Here is a 15,964-nt window from a genome sequence, read left to right on the forward strand (position 1 = left end):
ATCAAGGAGTCTAACTTAAACAGGGTTGTGGAAGGTAGTTTTTGATAAATGGCTTGGAAAAAATTATCTTCAAAGGTGTGAATAGCGGATCGAATGAGTCGTTCGATCCGGTCTGGGGAGGAAGGACAATTTTTAACTCGCGGAATCGACCATATACATGTTCTTTGAGATGTTCAAATTCATGATCGTGGTAAAGGACGTGCTTGTTCAGCCAAACAATCATTTCCTGTGCATCCTGAATGGTACCCTCACGGAACCCAAAGAACTCCCGGATTTGTGTCCGATGGTACGTAATCGACCTACCGGACCAATCGTATTGGACATACAATTCTGGTAGGACATTGACTTGCTTGGCAATAAAATTGATGACTGCCTTTGAAACTTCGAATTTTTGACTGGGAAATCTGGCTTCACATTGAAAGAGTGAGTATCGGAACAGTTCAGATAGGATCAGTATAACTTTACTGGGAAAATGTACAAATAAACAGATAAAACACCCTAAGTTCCGTTTACTAAAACAAAGTCGGAACTTAGAGTGTAGTAGATGCTGATTCAAAGTAAGGCTTTGTGGATGCAACAAAATAATATTCAAGTAAAGTAGGAAATTCACTCCCAAAAGGCTGTTTGGACAAATCGATCCAGCAGACTTTTTGCTATTTTTGGGGAATCGTTTTTCCGCAAGGCGAACGGTGTCAAAAAGCTGACCGCTTGCCGCAATTCGACCGGCGATGTCAGGGGTAATCCCTTCCTTGTAAACCGGCTCTTCTTCGAGCAGTGTAAAGCTTGGGGATATGTCGATTCCGTAGAGTTGATTTAAGTGATCATGAATATCTCTAGTGGTCATGCCTTTCGCATAATATAGAAATGTTGACAAACATAAAAAATACCTTAGCAAAATGATCGGCCTTATTTTCTGATGACGAATTGACACCGGACAACTTGTCCGATATAATCAAAAAACAAAACGGACAAGTTGTCCGAATTTATAATATGAAGGGTGAAATTGGGATGTATGTCAAGAAGCTGTATTTTTTACCTGTAGGTGAATGTTTCCTAGATCAATCGGCAGTTAATCGAACCCTTGCCCCCGGAAAATTAGTCGGAATGCCTGTGTGGTCCTTTCTGTTGGAAACGACCAGCGGACCAATACTTATCGATACGGGAATGCCCGATGCTTTTATCAACAATCCGGATTACTACAAGGGGACTAGACGTGAAGGGCGCGTCGTCCCCAACATGTCAGAAGGCGATTCGATCGTGAATGTGTTAAAGCGTGTCGGTTATCGACCTGACGATATTCAGATGGTCATTAGCTCTCATTTACACTTGGATCATTCTGGGGGAAACGGGCATTTCCGCAATACGCCGATCCTTATTCAAAGGGCAGAGTATGATGCGGCCATAGGTAATGAGGATTACTCTCCTTTAGAGTGCAGGCTGCCCGATTTACAATATCAAATCATTGATGGTGACCATGAATTGATGCCGGGGGTTCAAATTTTCTTTACTCCAGGTCATTCCCCTGGCCATCAATCAGTCCTCGTCACAACGGAAAAGTCGGGTCCAGTGCTTCTGACGATTGATGTTGCTTATACTCGGGAGAACTTCGAGAGTAGCGTACCGTTCTTGACATTCGATCAAGAGATGGCTGCCAAATCGATTACTCGCATGCAGGAGTTGATTGAGGATGTTCGGCCGTCCTATGTTTTCTTGGGACACGATAGAGATCAAGCGCAAACATGCCACACCTTTCCTGACTTCCTGTAATGGAGGAATAGGCTATGGATACTCAATCAATGGCTTTATCCGGTAATGAGCGGAAATTAATGGGGACACTTTGCTTACTCATTATTTTCGGAAACATCAATATGACCATGTTTAACTTGGCTATACCGTCGATTTCCGCTGACTTTGCTCTGACCTCCTCGCAAGTAAGCTGGGTCATGGTCGGATATAGCATTTTGATGGCCATCGGCGCCGGTACTTACGGCAAGTTAACGGAGTCCTTTTCCTTCCGTCAGCTGTATGTCATTGGTTTAATCCTTTTTGCTTTCGGCTCTATGATCGGCTTCTTTGCAGCTTCATACTTGCAAGTCATTATTGGGAGATTAATGCAAGCAGCAGGGGCTTCGTCCATCTCGCCCCTGTCTTATGCGGCAGTAACCCTATATTTTAAGCCTGCCGTCAAGGGACGGGTACTGGGAACGTTGTCCGCCACAATTGCCTTTGCTTCCGGCTTCGGGCCTGTGTTCGGCGGTTTCGTGGAGCAATACTTTGGCTGGCGCGCTTTGTTCATCGTGTCCAGTCTAAGCCTATTTGTTATCCCTTTGGTATTCAAATATGTTCCAAGCAAGAAACACGACCGCAGTTCATTCGATATTCTCGGAGCTGTTTTGTTCTCCACCGGACTGGCGTTTGTATTGCTAGGGGTTACTAACTATTGGTTTATGCTCATTGCAGGAGCAGCAGTTCTTCTATGGTTCGGTACTCATATTCAGAAAAAAGAACATCCATTTATCGATGCATCTTTCATGAAAAATGTTCCTTACCGACGGATTCTAGGAATTGGATTTCTTACCTTCGTATGCAACACGGGGTTAACCTTTACTCTTCCTGTCATGATGAAGAATTCCTTTCATTTACCGACTAGCAAAATCGGTCTGCTGATGCTTCCAGGTGCCGCCTGTGCAGCCTTGCTCGGATCCCGGATCGGAGGTTGGACAGATCGTTTCGGAAGCTCTCGCGTGCTTGTCATATCGCAAAGTCTTGTCATCGGCGGATTTATACTACTGGGTGTATCCGTACATTTGCCGCCATGGATCGACGCTTTGTTGATCATTATGCTTATGATTGGATTTAACGGTGTCCTCACCTCTAGCAGCAATTTAGTTTCGACGACACTCCGTTCGGCTGAGCTGGGTGTGGGGATGGGTATTTTCACACTGGCCTATCTGCTAGGCGGAGCATTCGGCCCTGCGCTGGTCGGACGACTGATAGATCTAAAGATACCTTTTTCTGTTGTATATTTTACCATTGCCCTGTTGGCAATCCTGACATACTTATTCGCAAGAAAAACAAATCCTAGCGGAATCTATGGTAATTAGTTTGGTAGACGGACGACGTGTCCGAAAGATAGGGAGGATGAATAGATGAGTAAATTAAATTCCCAACTGTCCTTTGCTGCTATTCATGAGCTAGCCGATGGGATCCGGACAAGGAAAATATCCCCGGTAGAGATTACGGAACATGCACTTCATCGCATCGAACGTTTGAATCCGAAACTGAACGTTTTCGTTACCCAAACGGCCGAGCTGGCGGTTGAACAAGCGAAGCAAACGGAACGCGATATTATGCATGGTCGGTACAAAGGGCCCCTTCACGGGATTCCCATCGTTCATAAGGATCTATATTACACTAAAGGGATCCGAACAACTGCCGGTTCAAAAATACTAAACAGCTTCGTCCCCGATTACGATTCGACGGTTGCAACTAAGCTACATGAGGCTGGAACAGTTCTGCTAGGCAAAGTACAGACTCACGAGTTCGCTGCGGGATTGACAACAACTAGCCCGCACTTCGGTCCTTGCCTCAATCCGTGGAACACTGAACTTGTACCGGGAGGTTCAAGCGGCGGCTCGGCTTCTGCTTTGGCGGCTGGACTTACTTATCTGGGAACAGGCTCGGATACCGGAGGATCGATCCGCATACCCGCCGCATTGTGCGGCGTCGTAGGAATGAAGCCGACGTACGGTCGGGTCAGCCGGTATGGTATCATTCCAATGGCCTGGTCATTGGACCACTCGGGTCCGTTGACCCGAAGCGTCATGGATGCGTCCCTGTGCTTGGATGTGATGTCAGGCTTCGATCCGAAGGATGAATCGACGGTCGATCTGCCTGCGCCAGGTATCAAGATGTATCCGAATGGTCTCAGGGGTGTACGTATCGGATTGCCGACAAGCTACTATTACGAGGATTTGATGCCGGAAGTGGAAGCTGCGATGAAGGCCGCTATCAATAAATTCCGAGAACTGGGAGCGGAAATCATCGAAGTTAGCCTGCCCCTGATCAAACATGTTAAAAGCGCGACGATGGCCATTATGATGACGGAAATGTACTCGAACCACGAGAAGTGGCTTGAGACTGAATTCGAACAGTATGGACCCGACGTCCGAATGTTTCTTGAAAGCAGCAGAGATATTCCGGCTTCCATTTACCTCCAGTCTCAGCGGGCCCGGCAGCTAATTGTCAATGATTTTTTGAATGCATTGTCCGGAATCGACATCTTGTTGACGCCAGCAACACCTATCACTGCGCCGCGCGCAGATGATAGTGCTAGTGTATTCAGATTGAACTCACTTACGGTTCCTACCAATTTGACTGGCTTGCCTAGCCTGAGTATGCCTTGCGGTTTCTCACCTTCCGGTCTGCCGATTAATATGCAATTGATTGGCCGCCCCTTCGAAGAAGCGACAGTACTAGGTATCGGCAATACTTATGAAATGAATACTGAATGGCACAAGAGACATCCGGATTTGTAAGCCTGACTAAATTTGATGGAGGGTAATCTATGGAACAGAAGCAGCTTAACTCTGAAGTTAACAGGAAAGCATCGACCGAAACCGGATCAGATGCGACGAGCGGTAACAAAAAAGCGTACGAGCAGTTTATTCCTACGATCGCAAGTTTGAAGGAGCTGGACCTGACGAACATTGAACCGCATTTATCTCCAATTTACAAAAACCACTATACCAAGAAATAAAAAAGGTTCATCGTTCACCCGAATGAATGTATTTTTAATTTTTCACGAAATGTATTATAATATGATTAACGGACAACATGTCCCATACACAAAAACGGACATTTTGTCCGTTTTTCGCTTTAATTAACAGTTAAATTAATGCTAAAGGGAGATGTTTATAGTGAATTCAGAATCGCAATCTGCCTCGCTGAAAATTCCCAGAGAGGAGTTAAACCGAAGACGAATTTTGGCGTCTGCTAGAGAACTTTTTATCAAAAACGGTGTTGACAATGTCAATATGCATCAGATTGCGAAGACTGCTGGAGTAGGACAAGCAAGCCTATACCGCCGCTACTCGGATAAGGGTGATATATGTCAGGAGATCGCGTATGAAGAATACCAACCCCTGTTTGATGAAGTTCAAACATTTCTTGATCAATCCCCAGAAACCGCTCCCTTGGACCGGCTTTACCATGTAATCGTAAGATATGTTTCTTTTTTAGAGGCGAAAGTTCCTTGGCTCTGTGAGGTCAGTCGGGCCTCAACCGGGCATCGTCCGTTACAATCTCCGTTATGTCAATGGATGCGCAATATAAGCAGAAATCTGCTAAATGAGGCGGTTGAACGGGGAGACGTATCCGGGGTGGACATTCCATATACCATTGAAGCCCTGCTGGCCGTGCTTCACAATATCGATTACCATCTCCAAGATGAAGGCTTTACGAGCCAACGAGTTCTTGATGGTTTACAACGCATATTTATCGAAGGTTTAAAAGCTCATAGACATTAATTGAGGGGCTGGCCCAAAGCCACACAACATGCAGAACTACGCAGCTTACAATGACGAAGGAGAAGGCGTTGCCGCTATTCACTTTTCCCCGTTGCTCCAGATCACGCACAGTTGCACTTTTTTCCACGTCTTTTGGATCTCGAAATGTGCCCATAAGCACGTCGTACACAGGGTGCGTTACCCTGTACCAATAATGTTCGTTTTTAAAATGATGCCATAAGTGCACTTTTTTCATCCATTTTCCCCATGTTGTTATAGGCTGGATCGGACGATGCGCTACGTATCGTATATAATAGTAGTAACGATTGTAGGGTTACTTTATTACCCAACAGATACCAGTAATTCCTTTAACTCAGGAAAAACCGGCTTTTTATTGGACATTACGTACAAAATCCCCTGAAAGGGTACTCGATTTTATGTTTTGTTAATTCATACCTGCCTATGAACCTAAAAACAGTTCGGTGCCCGCGGCAGTCTGCGATCCAAGCAGCGCTTCCTAAATGAAGAAGCATTTGCGCACGCCGGGTTCCGGCCCCTAAACGCTCCAGAAGCCAGCCGAGAAAAGGCAAAACTGTAGAGCATGAAAACCAAGGCCGTGCAGGACGATGATATTGCCGCCCGTTCAGGACGATCATCCACAAGCCGGCCGCAAAGGCAATTGTCACCGACAAAAATGAATAGCTCAGAAGCGGCCGTTTAACCAAAAGGCTTCGGCGAAAAAAGGAACGGCAACAACGGTCGTCACGATAATAAGAACGAAGGATGCTAGTCCAAATACCATTCCCGCGATCATATCGAGGTTTGAACCAAGTTGCGTGAGCCGCAGGTTAATTCCTCGAAAATGTTGGATCGTCTCCACAGCGTATGAATATATGACGATCGGAACAAACAAAACACCCATCGGATGGTTATCCGCGCTCTTGTCTTAAAGCCAGACAGTGGCAGTAGCATGCAATCGACAACATGAATACGCCGATCGCTGCATCGAACGATAAGGCACTGGCGATGTCGCCTTACAGCGGTACAAAAAGGAAAATGCTAAACAACGAGATCGCAGGATGGGCATCTCTGAATCGATATTCTCATCGAGCTGCTTATGATGGTGTTGCCGATCTATCCATCTATATCGAACGCTCACACAGGGGAATAGGTATGGGAAAAGCTCTTCTCGAAATTAGAAGAAATCGCGAGATCCAACCATTTTCAAAAGATTGTATTTTCCACGTTCTCTTTTAACGGACTTGGTCAAAGACTATACAAAACAGCTGGTTATCGCGAGGTAGGCGTTTTCAAAAACCAGGGTATTGATGTTAATGGCGATGGAAAAGTTGCTTTGAGGAGGAGGAAGAATGAAAGTGAATCGGGGAAGTGTACTTAGTAAAGATTACTTTCACGCATACTTGAAGCATATTATGCTAGTCTTTCAATGTGATATTGATGATGCTAAGTCAAAAACAGTGAATCGACTTTTTCGTGGTAATTTAGAAGCTTATGGAAAAGATACACGTCAAAACTCGAAAAAGCGTATGGTGAACTCATCCAACAATAAAAGTAGTTAAGTTAATCAGTACATTTTAGGCATGCCAATTATGGCTGCCTTTTTTCATGTTTTCATGCAAGATTAGTATTATCTTTATTGACGAAATTGATGTCTGTTGACGTAAACATTACTCCATAAAAGGAGCCATTCCTGTAAAGAATGAATTTGGGGTTTGAATAAAAAAAGCACCTTCTGTAAACTGGGAAACGTTCCACCAAAGAACAATTACCCATACAGGAGGTACTCCACTAGCTGGCCTGACGAAACTCGTTTCGTGGATGAAGGAGATTCAACAGCAATACGCCAAGACGGACGTCATCTTGGGCATTGAGCCAACCGGACACTACTGGTTTCCACAGGCCGAATTTCTGCATCGAGAAAACATCAAAATGGTTATCGTAAATCCACATCACGTTAATAAAAGCAAAGAACTGGAAGACAATTCACCGACGAAGAATGATTACAAGGATGCTAGACTCATTGCCGATTTAGTTCGTAATGGCAAGTACAGCGAGCCTACATTGCCTACGAGCGTTTATGCCGACTCATGAACCTTCGAGAAAAGGTGATGGTGAATTTCGGTCAAGTCCAACGGCGTATCCAAAACTGGCTGGATCGCTTTTTTCCGGAGTACAGCCTGGTGTTTAAAGATTGGGAAGGCAAGGCCTCGCTTATCACACTTCGTGAATTTCCGACTCCGCAGAAGATCGTATTACTTGGCGCGAGTGCAATCGTGCACCGATGGAAGGAAGACGTGAAGCGAGCGATTGGCTCCAAACGCGCAGCGCAGCTCCGTCAAGCTGCCACCAACTCGATTGGGCTTACCGAAGGACTGACTGCAGCGAAAATCGAGCTTAGAACCTTACTGGAGCAGTATGGGTTATTTTTCGAGACAGCTTGAAGAAATCATGATGCAAGTGGAAGCATTGCTTGCACAAATCCCAGTTACTTTTTTGGACAATCTTATTAGGCGGGTTAACTGGATGCTCGAATACAGAAGAACCATACCTCGATTCATACAGCGGCAGAGGTTGGAGAACACATCAAACAAACAGTTCAGCTAGAAGAAATGAACCAAGGCGATATGACGAAGTTGCAAAAGCTCTACCAGATTGCTCCTGAACAGGTTGAAGATTTCGTTCTGTTCACTGCTTCTTCTAATGTGAAGGCAGATGAGCTTTTGGTACTGAAAGTAAAAGACATCAATCAGGTCGATGTTGTCAAAGAGAAGGTTCAGAAACGAATTGAGGCGCAAACCTTAGTTTAGAGATTATCGCCCGGAAACATCTCATCTCGTGAAAAAGCATGTTTGGAGGGTGAAGGACCAATTTATACTGTTCGCGGTCTCTGAAAAAAGTGATCAAATGGAACGGGCTTTTGAAGATTTTTTCCAATGATTACTTCGCGGGTGGTGTCAGCTACGCTGGTACTACCCCCAGTTGTGATCACTTGAACACAAAAGTGTAGACAACAAAAGGGATATACATTATGTTAATACTTAACGAAAGTGTTATCAAAAGTGGGTGGAGGTGAAAAACAATGGAACCTTTGATTAACAATACCATGCGTGTCAAAAAAATGAACCAGGAATTGGTACGAGAAGCGCTGAGAAACATGAGGCAGGGAACCAAATCCATGGTGGCAGAGACAACAGGTTTAAGTATAGCGACATGCCGTAATATACTCCATGAACTCCTTAGCACAGGTGAACTCATTGAGTTGGATTTGGAGGAATCGAATGGAGGCAGACCTGCGCAAATGTACATGTATAACGTGAACTTTGCAAATATCGCCTGCATTATTGTGAAAGCTGGAGTAACGGTTCATTCCCTAACGTACCGTGTCGTTAATCTGGCTGGTGAGTCATTAGAAGAAGGATATCAGGAAGTTGAACAAATGAATGAAGAATTGATTTATGAGTTAACTGACAAACTTATATTGAAATATCCCCGAATCAGAGCCTTGGGAATTGGCGTTCCAGGGGCAGTGCATCAAGGAGTGATTAATTCTTGTGATATTCCGAATCTAATACATGTCAATTTAGTTGCTCCCATTCATGAAAAGCATAAGGTTGAGGTTATTCTGGATAATGACATGAACCTAACGGTTTACGGACTTTATCAAAGACGGGGATACCATGAGAGAAAATCCCTTATCGTTACTACATTTATTGAAGGTTCTTTACCGGGGGCAGGGATCATGATTGATGGACACATTCACAGGGGAAATTCTCATTTTGCCGGAGAGATCGCCTTTCTTCCTTTTGAATTGTCTCATGCTGAACAGTTTAGGCTGCTTCATAATCGAGACACGTTCCATCCTTTAGCTGCCCGTGCAGTATCGAGTTTGATCGCTGTGATGAACCCGGAAACGATTGCTTTGACAGGTGATTTAATGAGCACGGGAGATGTTGAGTTAATTCGAAATGAATGTCTAAAGTATATTCCAGAGTTACATATGCCCCATTTAATATTGCTGGATAATCCAGATGAGGATTACATGTGTGGATTAATCAAAATGACACTGGAAAGCCTTTCTTATTCGCTGCAGCTAGTAGAGAAGAGGAGGTGAGGCTCACTTTGATATTTAACACAAATCATCCCAAAATTACGCGTAATGTCTTGCTTTTTCTCTTTATTTTACCTGGAATTTCTTCTGCATCTTGGGTCTTACTAAATGCCCTGATTCTTGTACTCAGAAAGGATAAAAACAACTATGAAAACAGAAAAACAAAAAATGATTGATGGAGAATTGTATAAGTCTTGGGATCCAGAACTTACACGTGACCGGGCATATGCCAGACAAATGACACGAATGTATAATCTGACCACTGAAACGGATGGTGAACGAAGAGTAGAAATACTTAGAAAATTGCTCGGATCTACAGGCGAACACTTAGGAATGGAACCCAATATTCGTTTTGACTACTGTTATAACATCCATGTGGGTGAACACTTTTATACTAACTTTGACTGCACAATTCTGGATGTATGTGAGGTTCGAATCGGTAATCATTGTATGTTTGGCCCAGGTGTCCATATATACACTGCTACACATCCGCTGGATCCCATGGAAAGAAATAAAGGACCGGAATATGGAAAGCCAGTAAACATCGGAAATAATGTATGGATCGGTGGTCGAGCAATCATCAATCCAGGTGTAACCATAGGTAATAATGTCGTCATTGCCTCTGGAGCAGTTGTAACTAAGGACGTTCCGGACAACATGGTAGTTGGTGGCAATCCGGCGAGAGTAATTAAACAAATCGAAGAGACTCATGCTGTATAAAGCTTTGATTAAATCCATGGTTCAACGATGTATTGTCCAATATTTATTTATTGAAATGAGGCATTAAGAAATTCCAGATTCACTTGGTTATGGCGGAGCAGTCTAAAACTGCTCCTTTTTATCTAGTCATACAATTCTTGATCCATTAAATTCCGCAATGCTAAACTTCATCGTGATAGATTAGATATTAATAAATTATTATACTTATCTGCGTGTTTTTGTTCGTCGATAATAATACCCCACAGGGTATCTTTATATATGCCCTGCGGGAGTCCAAACCAAATACTTCTGTACTTCTCAATTGCGGCTAATTCACCTTGAAAAGCTTTTTGTAATCCCAAAATATAAGATTCAACTGGCTCCGCTTTTTCATTGCTCGCTTCCATAATTTGTTGTCCTGTGAAATCCGTATACATTTGTCGAAACATTTGATTGTGCCCACGTTCATCATTTCTAATTCCTTCGATAATTTCGGCTTGATAAGAATTTGGGGCAAGTTTGATTAGAGAGTCGTAAAACAATTCATCGCTCCGTTCTCCTTGAACGGCCTCCTTAATCAATTCGATGGCTTCGATTGTGGATATGGCCCAAATGGGCGTAAAGGGGGATCTGTAGCAATAGGGATAAGTTAAATACATATAAAAAAACCTCCAACTTAAATAATAAGCCAATATATGCGCATGCGCCTATAAGCGTTACCCCTACATAAAAGGTGAAAATATATCGACAGTGGAAACAAAGAGGAATCATTGAGCAAAAGTTTATTCTCTTACTGAACCTTTTTCTCTACGGGAGCGAATTAAGGATTGTAACACGTTCAGGAGGGGCCCCTATGAATGATAAAGAGTTAATTCCGTGGCTTGAAAAAGCGGTGCAAGGCGACGAGTCGGCTTTTCAGCTTGTCTATCAGGCGACTCATCAAGACGTCTATCGTACAGTAGCTTTTCTCGTCTACAACAAACAGGAAATTGAGGATATTGTGAATGAAGTTTACATGCGCATGTGGCGGTCATTTCACAACTACGACCCGAATCGGCCGTTTCGGTTATGGTTGCACGGAATCACTGTCCGTCTTGTCCAGGATTGGAAACGAAAGACCTGGCGGCGAATGCGCCTCTTTGAACGAAACCGCCAGATGACTTGTGAACCACAGTTCGACTGGACGGACAAAGCTGTCCTGCAGTCTGAAACGCAGCATGAACTGTTCAGCCTTGTCCGCCAGTTGTCTTATAAACTACGTGTCGTCGTCATCCTGCGCTATTTTCACGACTATACTCTGGAAGAAATTGCAGACATGCTGCAGATTCCCGTGGGCACAGTGAAATCCAGACATCATCTTGCGCGGAAAGAACTCCGTAAACGATTCGAATTGACGGGAGGAGACGCGTATGTCCATTGACAAGGAGTTGCGTGAAGAGCTTCGCGAGGTGGCGGATTCGATGCATTGCCCACCCGAGTTGTATCGACGCGTCGAACAGTCCTATCAACATTATATGAATGATAAGAGAGGTAAATTATTGATGAAAAAACGCATGCTCGCAGGGATTGCCGCAGTAGCAATCCTGATTCCGTCTGCCGCCTTCGCTGCTTCCTATCTGGCCGATGATATTTTTGGTTCTTCTACGACCATTGAACAGCACGGTGGTACACAGGAAGAATATCAAGAGATTGAAGGTATGCTTCAAGCTGCCAAAGGTAAGCTCACGGAAGACGAATTCAAGGAATATATGGAACTAACCAAGCAGGTGGTGCAATTAAAGCTGAAGATTACTGATGAAAAAGGAGTCAAACATGAAGAGAAGTTGACCAAAGAAGAACAGCAGCAGTTTGAACAGCTTTCCTCCAAGCTGGCCCCGTACTTTGAGAAAATTAACAGCCATTAAAAGGAAGCGTTTCTGTATAATACCACAGCTCTTGTTTGGGGTGCTTGCACCTCAAGTGATTACGTTCTCAGCAGATGATTTTAATCCACCAATATTCCTCATTTAACGTATACTTCGGATCAATAAAAAGGGATCTGAAATTACAGATATAAGAATATATATCCTCCCTTAAATTACCAGTTTTTGTAACTGGTAATTTTTTTGTCTTGAGGAGCTTCTTCCTATCCATAATAAAGCATTCTTTATGCTATGCTTAATTCAAATACTTGAGATACAGGAGACAAAAAATGCCTAAAATATTGATCGTGGACGATGAAGCAGATCTTCGCAAGCTGCTGACCGATTATTTTGAAATCAACGGATATTCCGTCATGACGGCCAAGGACAGCCGGGAAGCGCTGAGGAAAGTGGAACAACAACCCGATCTCGTTTTGCTGGATATCAACATGCCTGAGCAGAACGGTCTTCAATTGTGTGAGAAAATCCGAGACTTTGTCACTTGCCCAATTTTATTTTTAACGGCTCGAATTGAAGATGCCGATAAAATAGCCGGATTTCGGGCTGGAGGCGATGACTATATCCTGAAACCTTTCAGCATTCGCGAACTGGGGGCCAGGGTCGAAGCGCATATACGCAGGGAACAGCGAATCCAAAGCAAATCCTCGGTGAAGTTTAACGACGATTTGGTTATTGACTATACGGCCCGGGAGCTTTATTACAGGGAAAGACGCATTCCTCTGGCCAAAAAGGAGTTCGACATTATCGAACTGCTGTCCATGCATCCCGGCATGGTGTTTGAAAAAGAACGCATGTACGACACGATATGGGGCATGGACAATCAAGGCGACAGCAGCGTGATCGCAGAGCATATCCGGCGTATTCGTTCCAAATTAAAGGAATACAGCTGTGATAACCGAATCGAGACCGTTTGGGGAGTCGGATACAAATGGCCAAGCTCATGAATAGGCTGCTGCTAAAGCGGTTTACCTTACTGCAATCTTTTATTCTGCTTTGCGTGGTCACGCTCATTGTTGTGCTGGCCGTCATAACCATGGAGTTTGCTTGGGCGGAGAGTCTGCGGCTGCGTTTCGGAGAGACGGATTGGGTACTGCCATCCCTGGTCACGGCGGTGCTGCTAACCGTGGCCGCTGGCATTGTCACCATGGCGGTTCTATTTTACAGATGGAAACTAAAACGTCCGCTGGAGCTATTAAAACAAGCATCCGAGAACATTTCGGCCAACGATCTAGGCTTCCGCATTTCCTATGACAGCCGGGACGAGATGGGCGAGCTGATTGCGGTATTTGAAAACATGCGCTCACAATTGGAGAAAAACGTAAAGACGCTCTGGCGGTCGGTTGAGGAGCGCAAGCAGATCAATGCAATTTTTGCCCATGACCTGAGAACACCCCTGTCGGTGTTGAAAGGAAACGCCGAGCTTCTCGCTACCTATCTGCCCGAGAAGAAGTTGTCGGAAGAAAAGGTGCTCGACTTAATTCATACCATGAACCTTCACATTCAGCGTCTGGAGAGCTATGCGGAGGCCATGAACTCCATTCAGAGGCTGGAGGATGTCCCGTTGAATTGCCAGTGGATGGATACCCTCTCATTGACTGCTTTGCTGGACGGCAGCGCCGAACAAATCGCAAGGCAGTTCGGTATACGCTTCGTCTCTTCCTTGGAATATGATAATGCCTCAATACATGTAGATCCCTATCTCGTCATGCAAATTTTCGAGAATATGGTAGCTAATGGGGTGAGATACGCAGCCAGTCAAGTGAACGTTCACTATGTCATTCAAGAAGGTACCATGAAGATTACCGTCTCAGACGACGGTCCAGGCTTCTCGAACGAAGCCCTATATAAAGCTATACTTCCTTTTTACCGAGGCGAGGTATGGGATGCGACCGAACATCGCGGGTTGGGACTTTACGTTTGCAAGGTGTTTTGCGTAAAACATGAAGGCAGTCTCCAGATTGCAAACGGAACTCACGGCGGCGGAAGCGTGACGGCAAGTATTGGGACCCAAGTTGATAAATAGTTGAAAATGATCTGATAACATCTCCTTATCTTGAATTCAAGGAGTGTTATTATGTTAAAACTGAACAAAAGAATGTATATCACAATTAGCTGCTTATTGTGGTTATGTAGCATGTGGGCAAACTCCGTTTCCGCCAATGAAGCCCGAGACAGGACAGAAGTCCTGCAGGACATCGACGATTATATGAATCGGAGCATGCAGGCCAATCACATCAAGGCTGCTTCACTGGCAATTGTCAATAACGTTGAGGTCTTTTACGCAAAAGGCTATGGGACATTCGCGGATGGGCAACAGGTTACAGGCGACACCCGGTTTCCCATTGCTTCGTTAAGCAAGTCCTTTACTGCATTGGCCGTTCTGCAGCTGGTGGACAAGGGTCTGATCGATCTGGATACTGCTTACGTTTCCTATTTTCCCGAGCTTTCTCCACAGGATCCTCGTGTTCATGACATCACGGTCCGTCATTTATTGAACCAGACCAGCGGTCTCAATGACAAAGTAAATCCCGATATGACGAGAACTCCGCAATTCCAAACCTTGCATGAGGCCAACCGATTATTAAACAAGGTTCAACTTGCCCATACCCCCGGAACCGCCTACAGCTATCATAATCCCAATTACGTGCTGCTGGCGAACCTCGTGGAAAGCGTCAGCGGGGAGCTCTTTTCGGATTACCTGAAAAAACATATTTTTGTACCGCTGGGAATGAACCATACCTTCAGTGTCAGTACAACACAGCAAATCAATGAGAACAAAATGATACCGCTAGGACATTACTTGAGTTTGGGACGTTCCATAGGTCAATCGGAACCACTTTGGTTCATAGACGGCCCTGCCGGTATCGTTTCAACCGCTGAAGACATGTCCCTATGGATGCTTGCCCAATTTCAGGGCCAACTCGTTTCCCCCGTGCTGATGAAACAATATCATGCAGCAGGAGATATTGGGCCGTACGGCATGGGCTGGCTTGCAAACCAAGATGAGTCCAGCGGTCGAACGATCTCCCATAGCGGCATTTTCTGGACATACAAGTCAGAAGAAGTGGTTTATTTGAACGAGCAGATGGGCATTGTGTTGATGTTTAATTCGGGTATAAACGCTTTTGTGAATTACTCCTCATTTATTAATGGGATTACAGATATCATGAGAGGGGAGAAGCCCGAAACCTCTTTTCTAAACGCCCGTAATCTGGAAACGTTCATGATTGTGCTGATCCTCGCTACACTTGCATGGGGAATGTTCGCTTATTTTCGCATCCGTCGGAGGAACAAACGCCTGACGATCAGCACATTAATTCTGATAACTGTCGGAAGACTGATCCCGATTCTGATTCTCTTGTCTCTGTCCCCGCTTGTAACGTTTGTCGGCGGAGGACGTGTGCTGCCTGCGTTCGGTATCTGGACTACCCTGTCGTCTCCAGTCATATGGCTTGTTGTATGGTCACTTGTGAATTTCGTGCATTTGGCTTGCTATTATTATGTCTACATTCAGAATACAAAAAAGCATTTATAAAGTAATTAAATGCAGATTTCTTTGCACAAAAATCTTTAAAAATGAATATCCATTCTTTAAAGTTTGCTATAGTTAGTCGGTCCACATCCATATAAAATGGAAACACCAACCATGTAAGCGCTATACAAGTAGGTTATGGCGAGAGGATTACCGGTTTTTCCGGCGGATCACT

16 protein-coding genes and 4 pseudogenes are annotated in these 15,964 nt (G+C 44.5%); 16 read left to right on the forward strand and 4 right to left on the reverse strand.

What is annotated here, in order from left to right; translation table 11 throughout:
- Nucleotides 1-10: 10 nt before the first annotated feature.
- Nucleotides 11-610, reverse strand: coding sequence for a DUF4158 domain-containing protein (locus ACFTRD_RS12195; RefSeq protein ID WP_483875043.1), 600 nt, complete (start codon nt 608-610; stop codon nt 11-13).
- Between the two features lie 171 nt (nt 611-781).
- Nucleotides 782-856, reverse strand: a pseudogene (locus ACFTRD_RS32555) (transposase); the annotation flags it as partial.
- 152 nt (nt 857-1,008) lie between these two features.
- Here ACFTRD_RS32555 and aiiA point away from each other — a divergent pair.
- The 5 genes from aiiA to ACFTRD_RS12220 all read left to right on the forward strand — a co-directional run bounded on the left by aiiA (nt 1,009) and on the right by ACFTRD_RS12220 (nt 5,528).
- Nucleotides 1,009-1,767: a quorum-quenching N-acyl homoserine lactonase AiiA gene (gene aiiA, locus ACFTRD_RS12200; protein ID WP_379380108.1), complete on the forward strand. Its 759-nt coding sequence runs from the start codon at nt 1,009-1,011 to the stop codon at nt 1,765-1,767.
- A 14-nt stretch (nt 1,768-1,781) separates the two neighbouring features.
- Nucleotides 1,782-3,104, forward strand: coding sequence for an MFS transporter (locus ACFTRD_RS12205; RefSeq protein WP_379380110.1), 1,323 nt, complete (start codon nt 1,782-1,784; stop codon nt 3,102-3,104).
- Nucleotides 3,105-3,149: 45 nt separating this feature from the next.
- Nucleotides 3,150-4,538, forward strand: a complete 1,389-nt coding sequence (locus ACFTRD_RS12210; RefSeq protein WP_379380112.1) for an amidase — start codon at nt 3,150-3,152, stop codon at nt 4,536-4,538.
- A 29-nt stretch (nt 4,539-4,567) separates the two neighbouring features.
- Nucleotides 4,568-4,759, forward strand: coding sequence for a hypothetical protein (locus tag ACFTRD_RS12215; RefSeq protein ID WP_379380114.1), 192 nt, complete (start codon nt 4,568-4,570; stop codon nt 4,757-4,759).
- 151 nt (nt 4,760-4,910) lie between these two features.
- Nucleotides 4,911-5,528 (forward strand): TetR/AcrR family transcriptional regulator, encoded by a 618-nt coding sequence (locus tag ACFTRD_RS12220; protein ID WP_379380116.1) that lies wholly within the window; start codon nt 4,911-4,913, stop codon nt 5,526-5,528.
- Between the two features lie 85 nt (nt 5,529-5,613).
- Here the strand turns inward: ACFTRD_RS12220 and ACFTRD_RS12225 are convergent.
- Nucleotides 5,614-5,811 (reverse strand): annotated as a pseudogene (locus ACFTRD_RS12225) (sterol desaturase family protein); the annotation flags it as partial.
- A gap of 764 nt (nt 5,812-6,575) precedes the next feature.
- On the opposite strand from ACFTRD_RS12225, the pseudogene ACFTRD_RS12230 reads away from it, so the two are divergent.
- The 6 genes and pseudogenes from ACFTRD_RS12230 to ACFTRD_RS12260 all read left to right on the forward strand — a co-directional run.
- Nucleotides 6,576-6,865: pseudogene (locus tag ACFTRD_RS12230) on the forward strand (N-acetyltransferase family protein); the annotation flags it as partial.
- 12 nt (nt 6,866-6,877) lie between these two features.
- Nucleotides 6,878-7,087: a hypothetical protein gene (locus tag ACFTRD_RS12235; RefSeq protein ID WP_379380118.1), complete on the forward strand. Its 210-nt coding sequence runs from the start codon at nt 6,878-6,880 to the stop codon at nt 7,085-7,087.
- A 205-nt stretch (nt 7,088-7,292) separates the two neighbouring features.
- Nucleotides 7,293-8,018, forward strand: a pseudogene (locus tag ACFTRD_RS32560) (IS110 family transposase); the annotation flags it as partial.
- A gap of 134 nt (nt 8,019-8,152) precedes the next feature.
- Entirely contained in the window at nt 8,153-8,335 is a 183-nt protein-coding gene (locus tag ACFTRD_RS12250) for a DUF4358 domain-containing protein (RefSeq protein ID WP_379380122.1), read from the forward strand.
- Nucleotides 8,336-8,787: 452 nt separating this feature from the next.
- Nucleotides 8,788-9,639, forward strand: a complete 852-nt coding sequence (locus tag ACFTRD_RS12255; RefSeq protein ID WP_379380124.1) for an ROK family protein — start codon at nt 8,788-8,790, stop codon at nt 9,637-9,639.
- 144 nt (nt 9,640-9,783) lie between these two features.
- Nucleotides 9,784-10,356: a sugar O-acetyltransferase gene (locus tag ACFTRD_RS12260; RefSeq protein WP_379380126.1), complete on the forward strand. Its 573-nt coding sequence runs from the start codon at nt 9,784-9,786 to the stop codon at nt 10,354-10,356.
- Between the two features lie 167 nt (nt 10,357-10,523).
- Here the strand turns inward: ACFTRD_RS12260 and ACFTRD_RS12265 are convergent, their stop codons facing one another.
- On the reverse strand, nt 10,524-10,994 hold the full coding sequence (locus tag ACFTRD_RS12265) for a ferritin family protein (RefSeq protein WP_379380128.1): 471 nt from the start codon (nt 10,992-10,994) through the stop codon (nt 10,524-10,526).
- 194 nt (nt 10,995-11,188) lie between these two features.
- On the opposite strand from ACFTRD_RS12265, the gene ACFTRD_RS12270 reads away from it, so the two are divergent.
- From ACFTRD_RS12270 to ACFTRD_RS12290, 5 genes are all read left to right on the forward strand, one after another.
- Complete coding sequence (locus ACFTRD_RS12270; RefSeq protein ID WP_379380130.1) at nt 11,189-11,755, forward strand: sigma-70 family RNA polymerase sigma factor; 567 nt, start codon at nt 11,189-11,191, stop codon at nt 11,753-11,755.
- Nucleotides 11,745-12,239 (forward strand): DUF3600 domain-containing protein, encoded by a 495-nt coding sequence (locus tag ACFTRD_RS12275; protein ID WP_379380132.1) that lies wholly within the window; start codon nt 11,745-11,747, stop codon nt 12,237-12,239. Before ACFTRD_RS12270 ends, ACFTRD_RS12275 begins: the two co-directional genes overlap by 11 nt.
- 287 nt (nt 12,240-12,526) lie before the next feature.
- On the forward strand, nt 12,527-13,201 hold the full coding sequence (locus ACFTRD_RS12280) for a response regulator transcription factor (RefSeq protein ID WP_379380134.1): 675 nt from the start codon (nt 12,527-12,529) through the stop codon (nt 13,199-13,201).
- Nucleotides 13,168-14,280, forward strand: coding sequence for a HAMP domain-containing sensor histidine kinase (locus tag ACFTRD_RS12285; protein WP_379380136.1), 1,113 nt, complete (start codon nt 13,168-13,170; stop codon nt 14,278-14,280). Before ACFTRD_RS12280 ends, ACFTRD_RS12285 begins: the two co-directional genes overlap by 34 nt.
- A 51-nt stretch (nt 14,281-14,331) precedes the next feature.
- Entirely contained in the window at nt 14,332-15,792 is a 1,461-nt protein-coding gene (locus ACFTRD_RS12290; RefSeq protein WP_379380138.1) for a serine hydrolase domain-containing protein, read from the forward strand.
- Nucleotides 15,793-15,964: the final 172 nt, after the last annotated feature.

The sequence above is a fragment of the Paenibacillus sp. NPDC056933 genome (genome assembly GCF_042674385.1).
In the GTDB taxonomy this organism is placed as follows: domain Bacteria; phylum Bacillota; class Bacilli; order Paenibacillales; family Paenibacillaceae; genus Paenibacillus.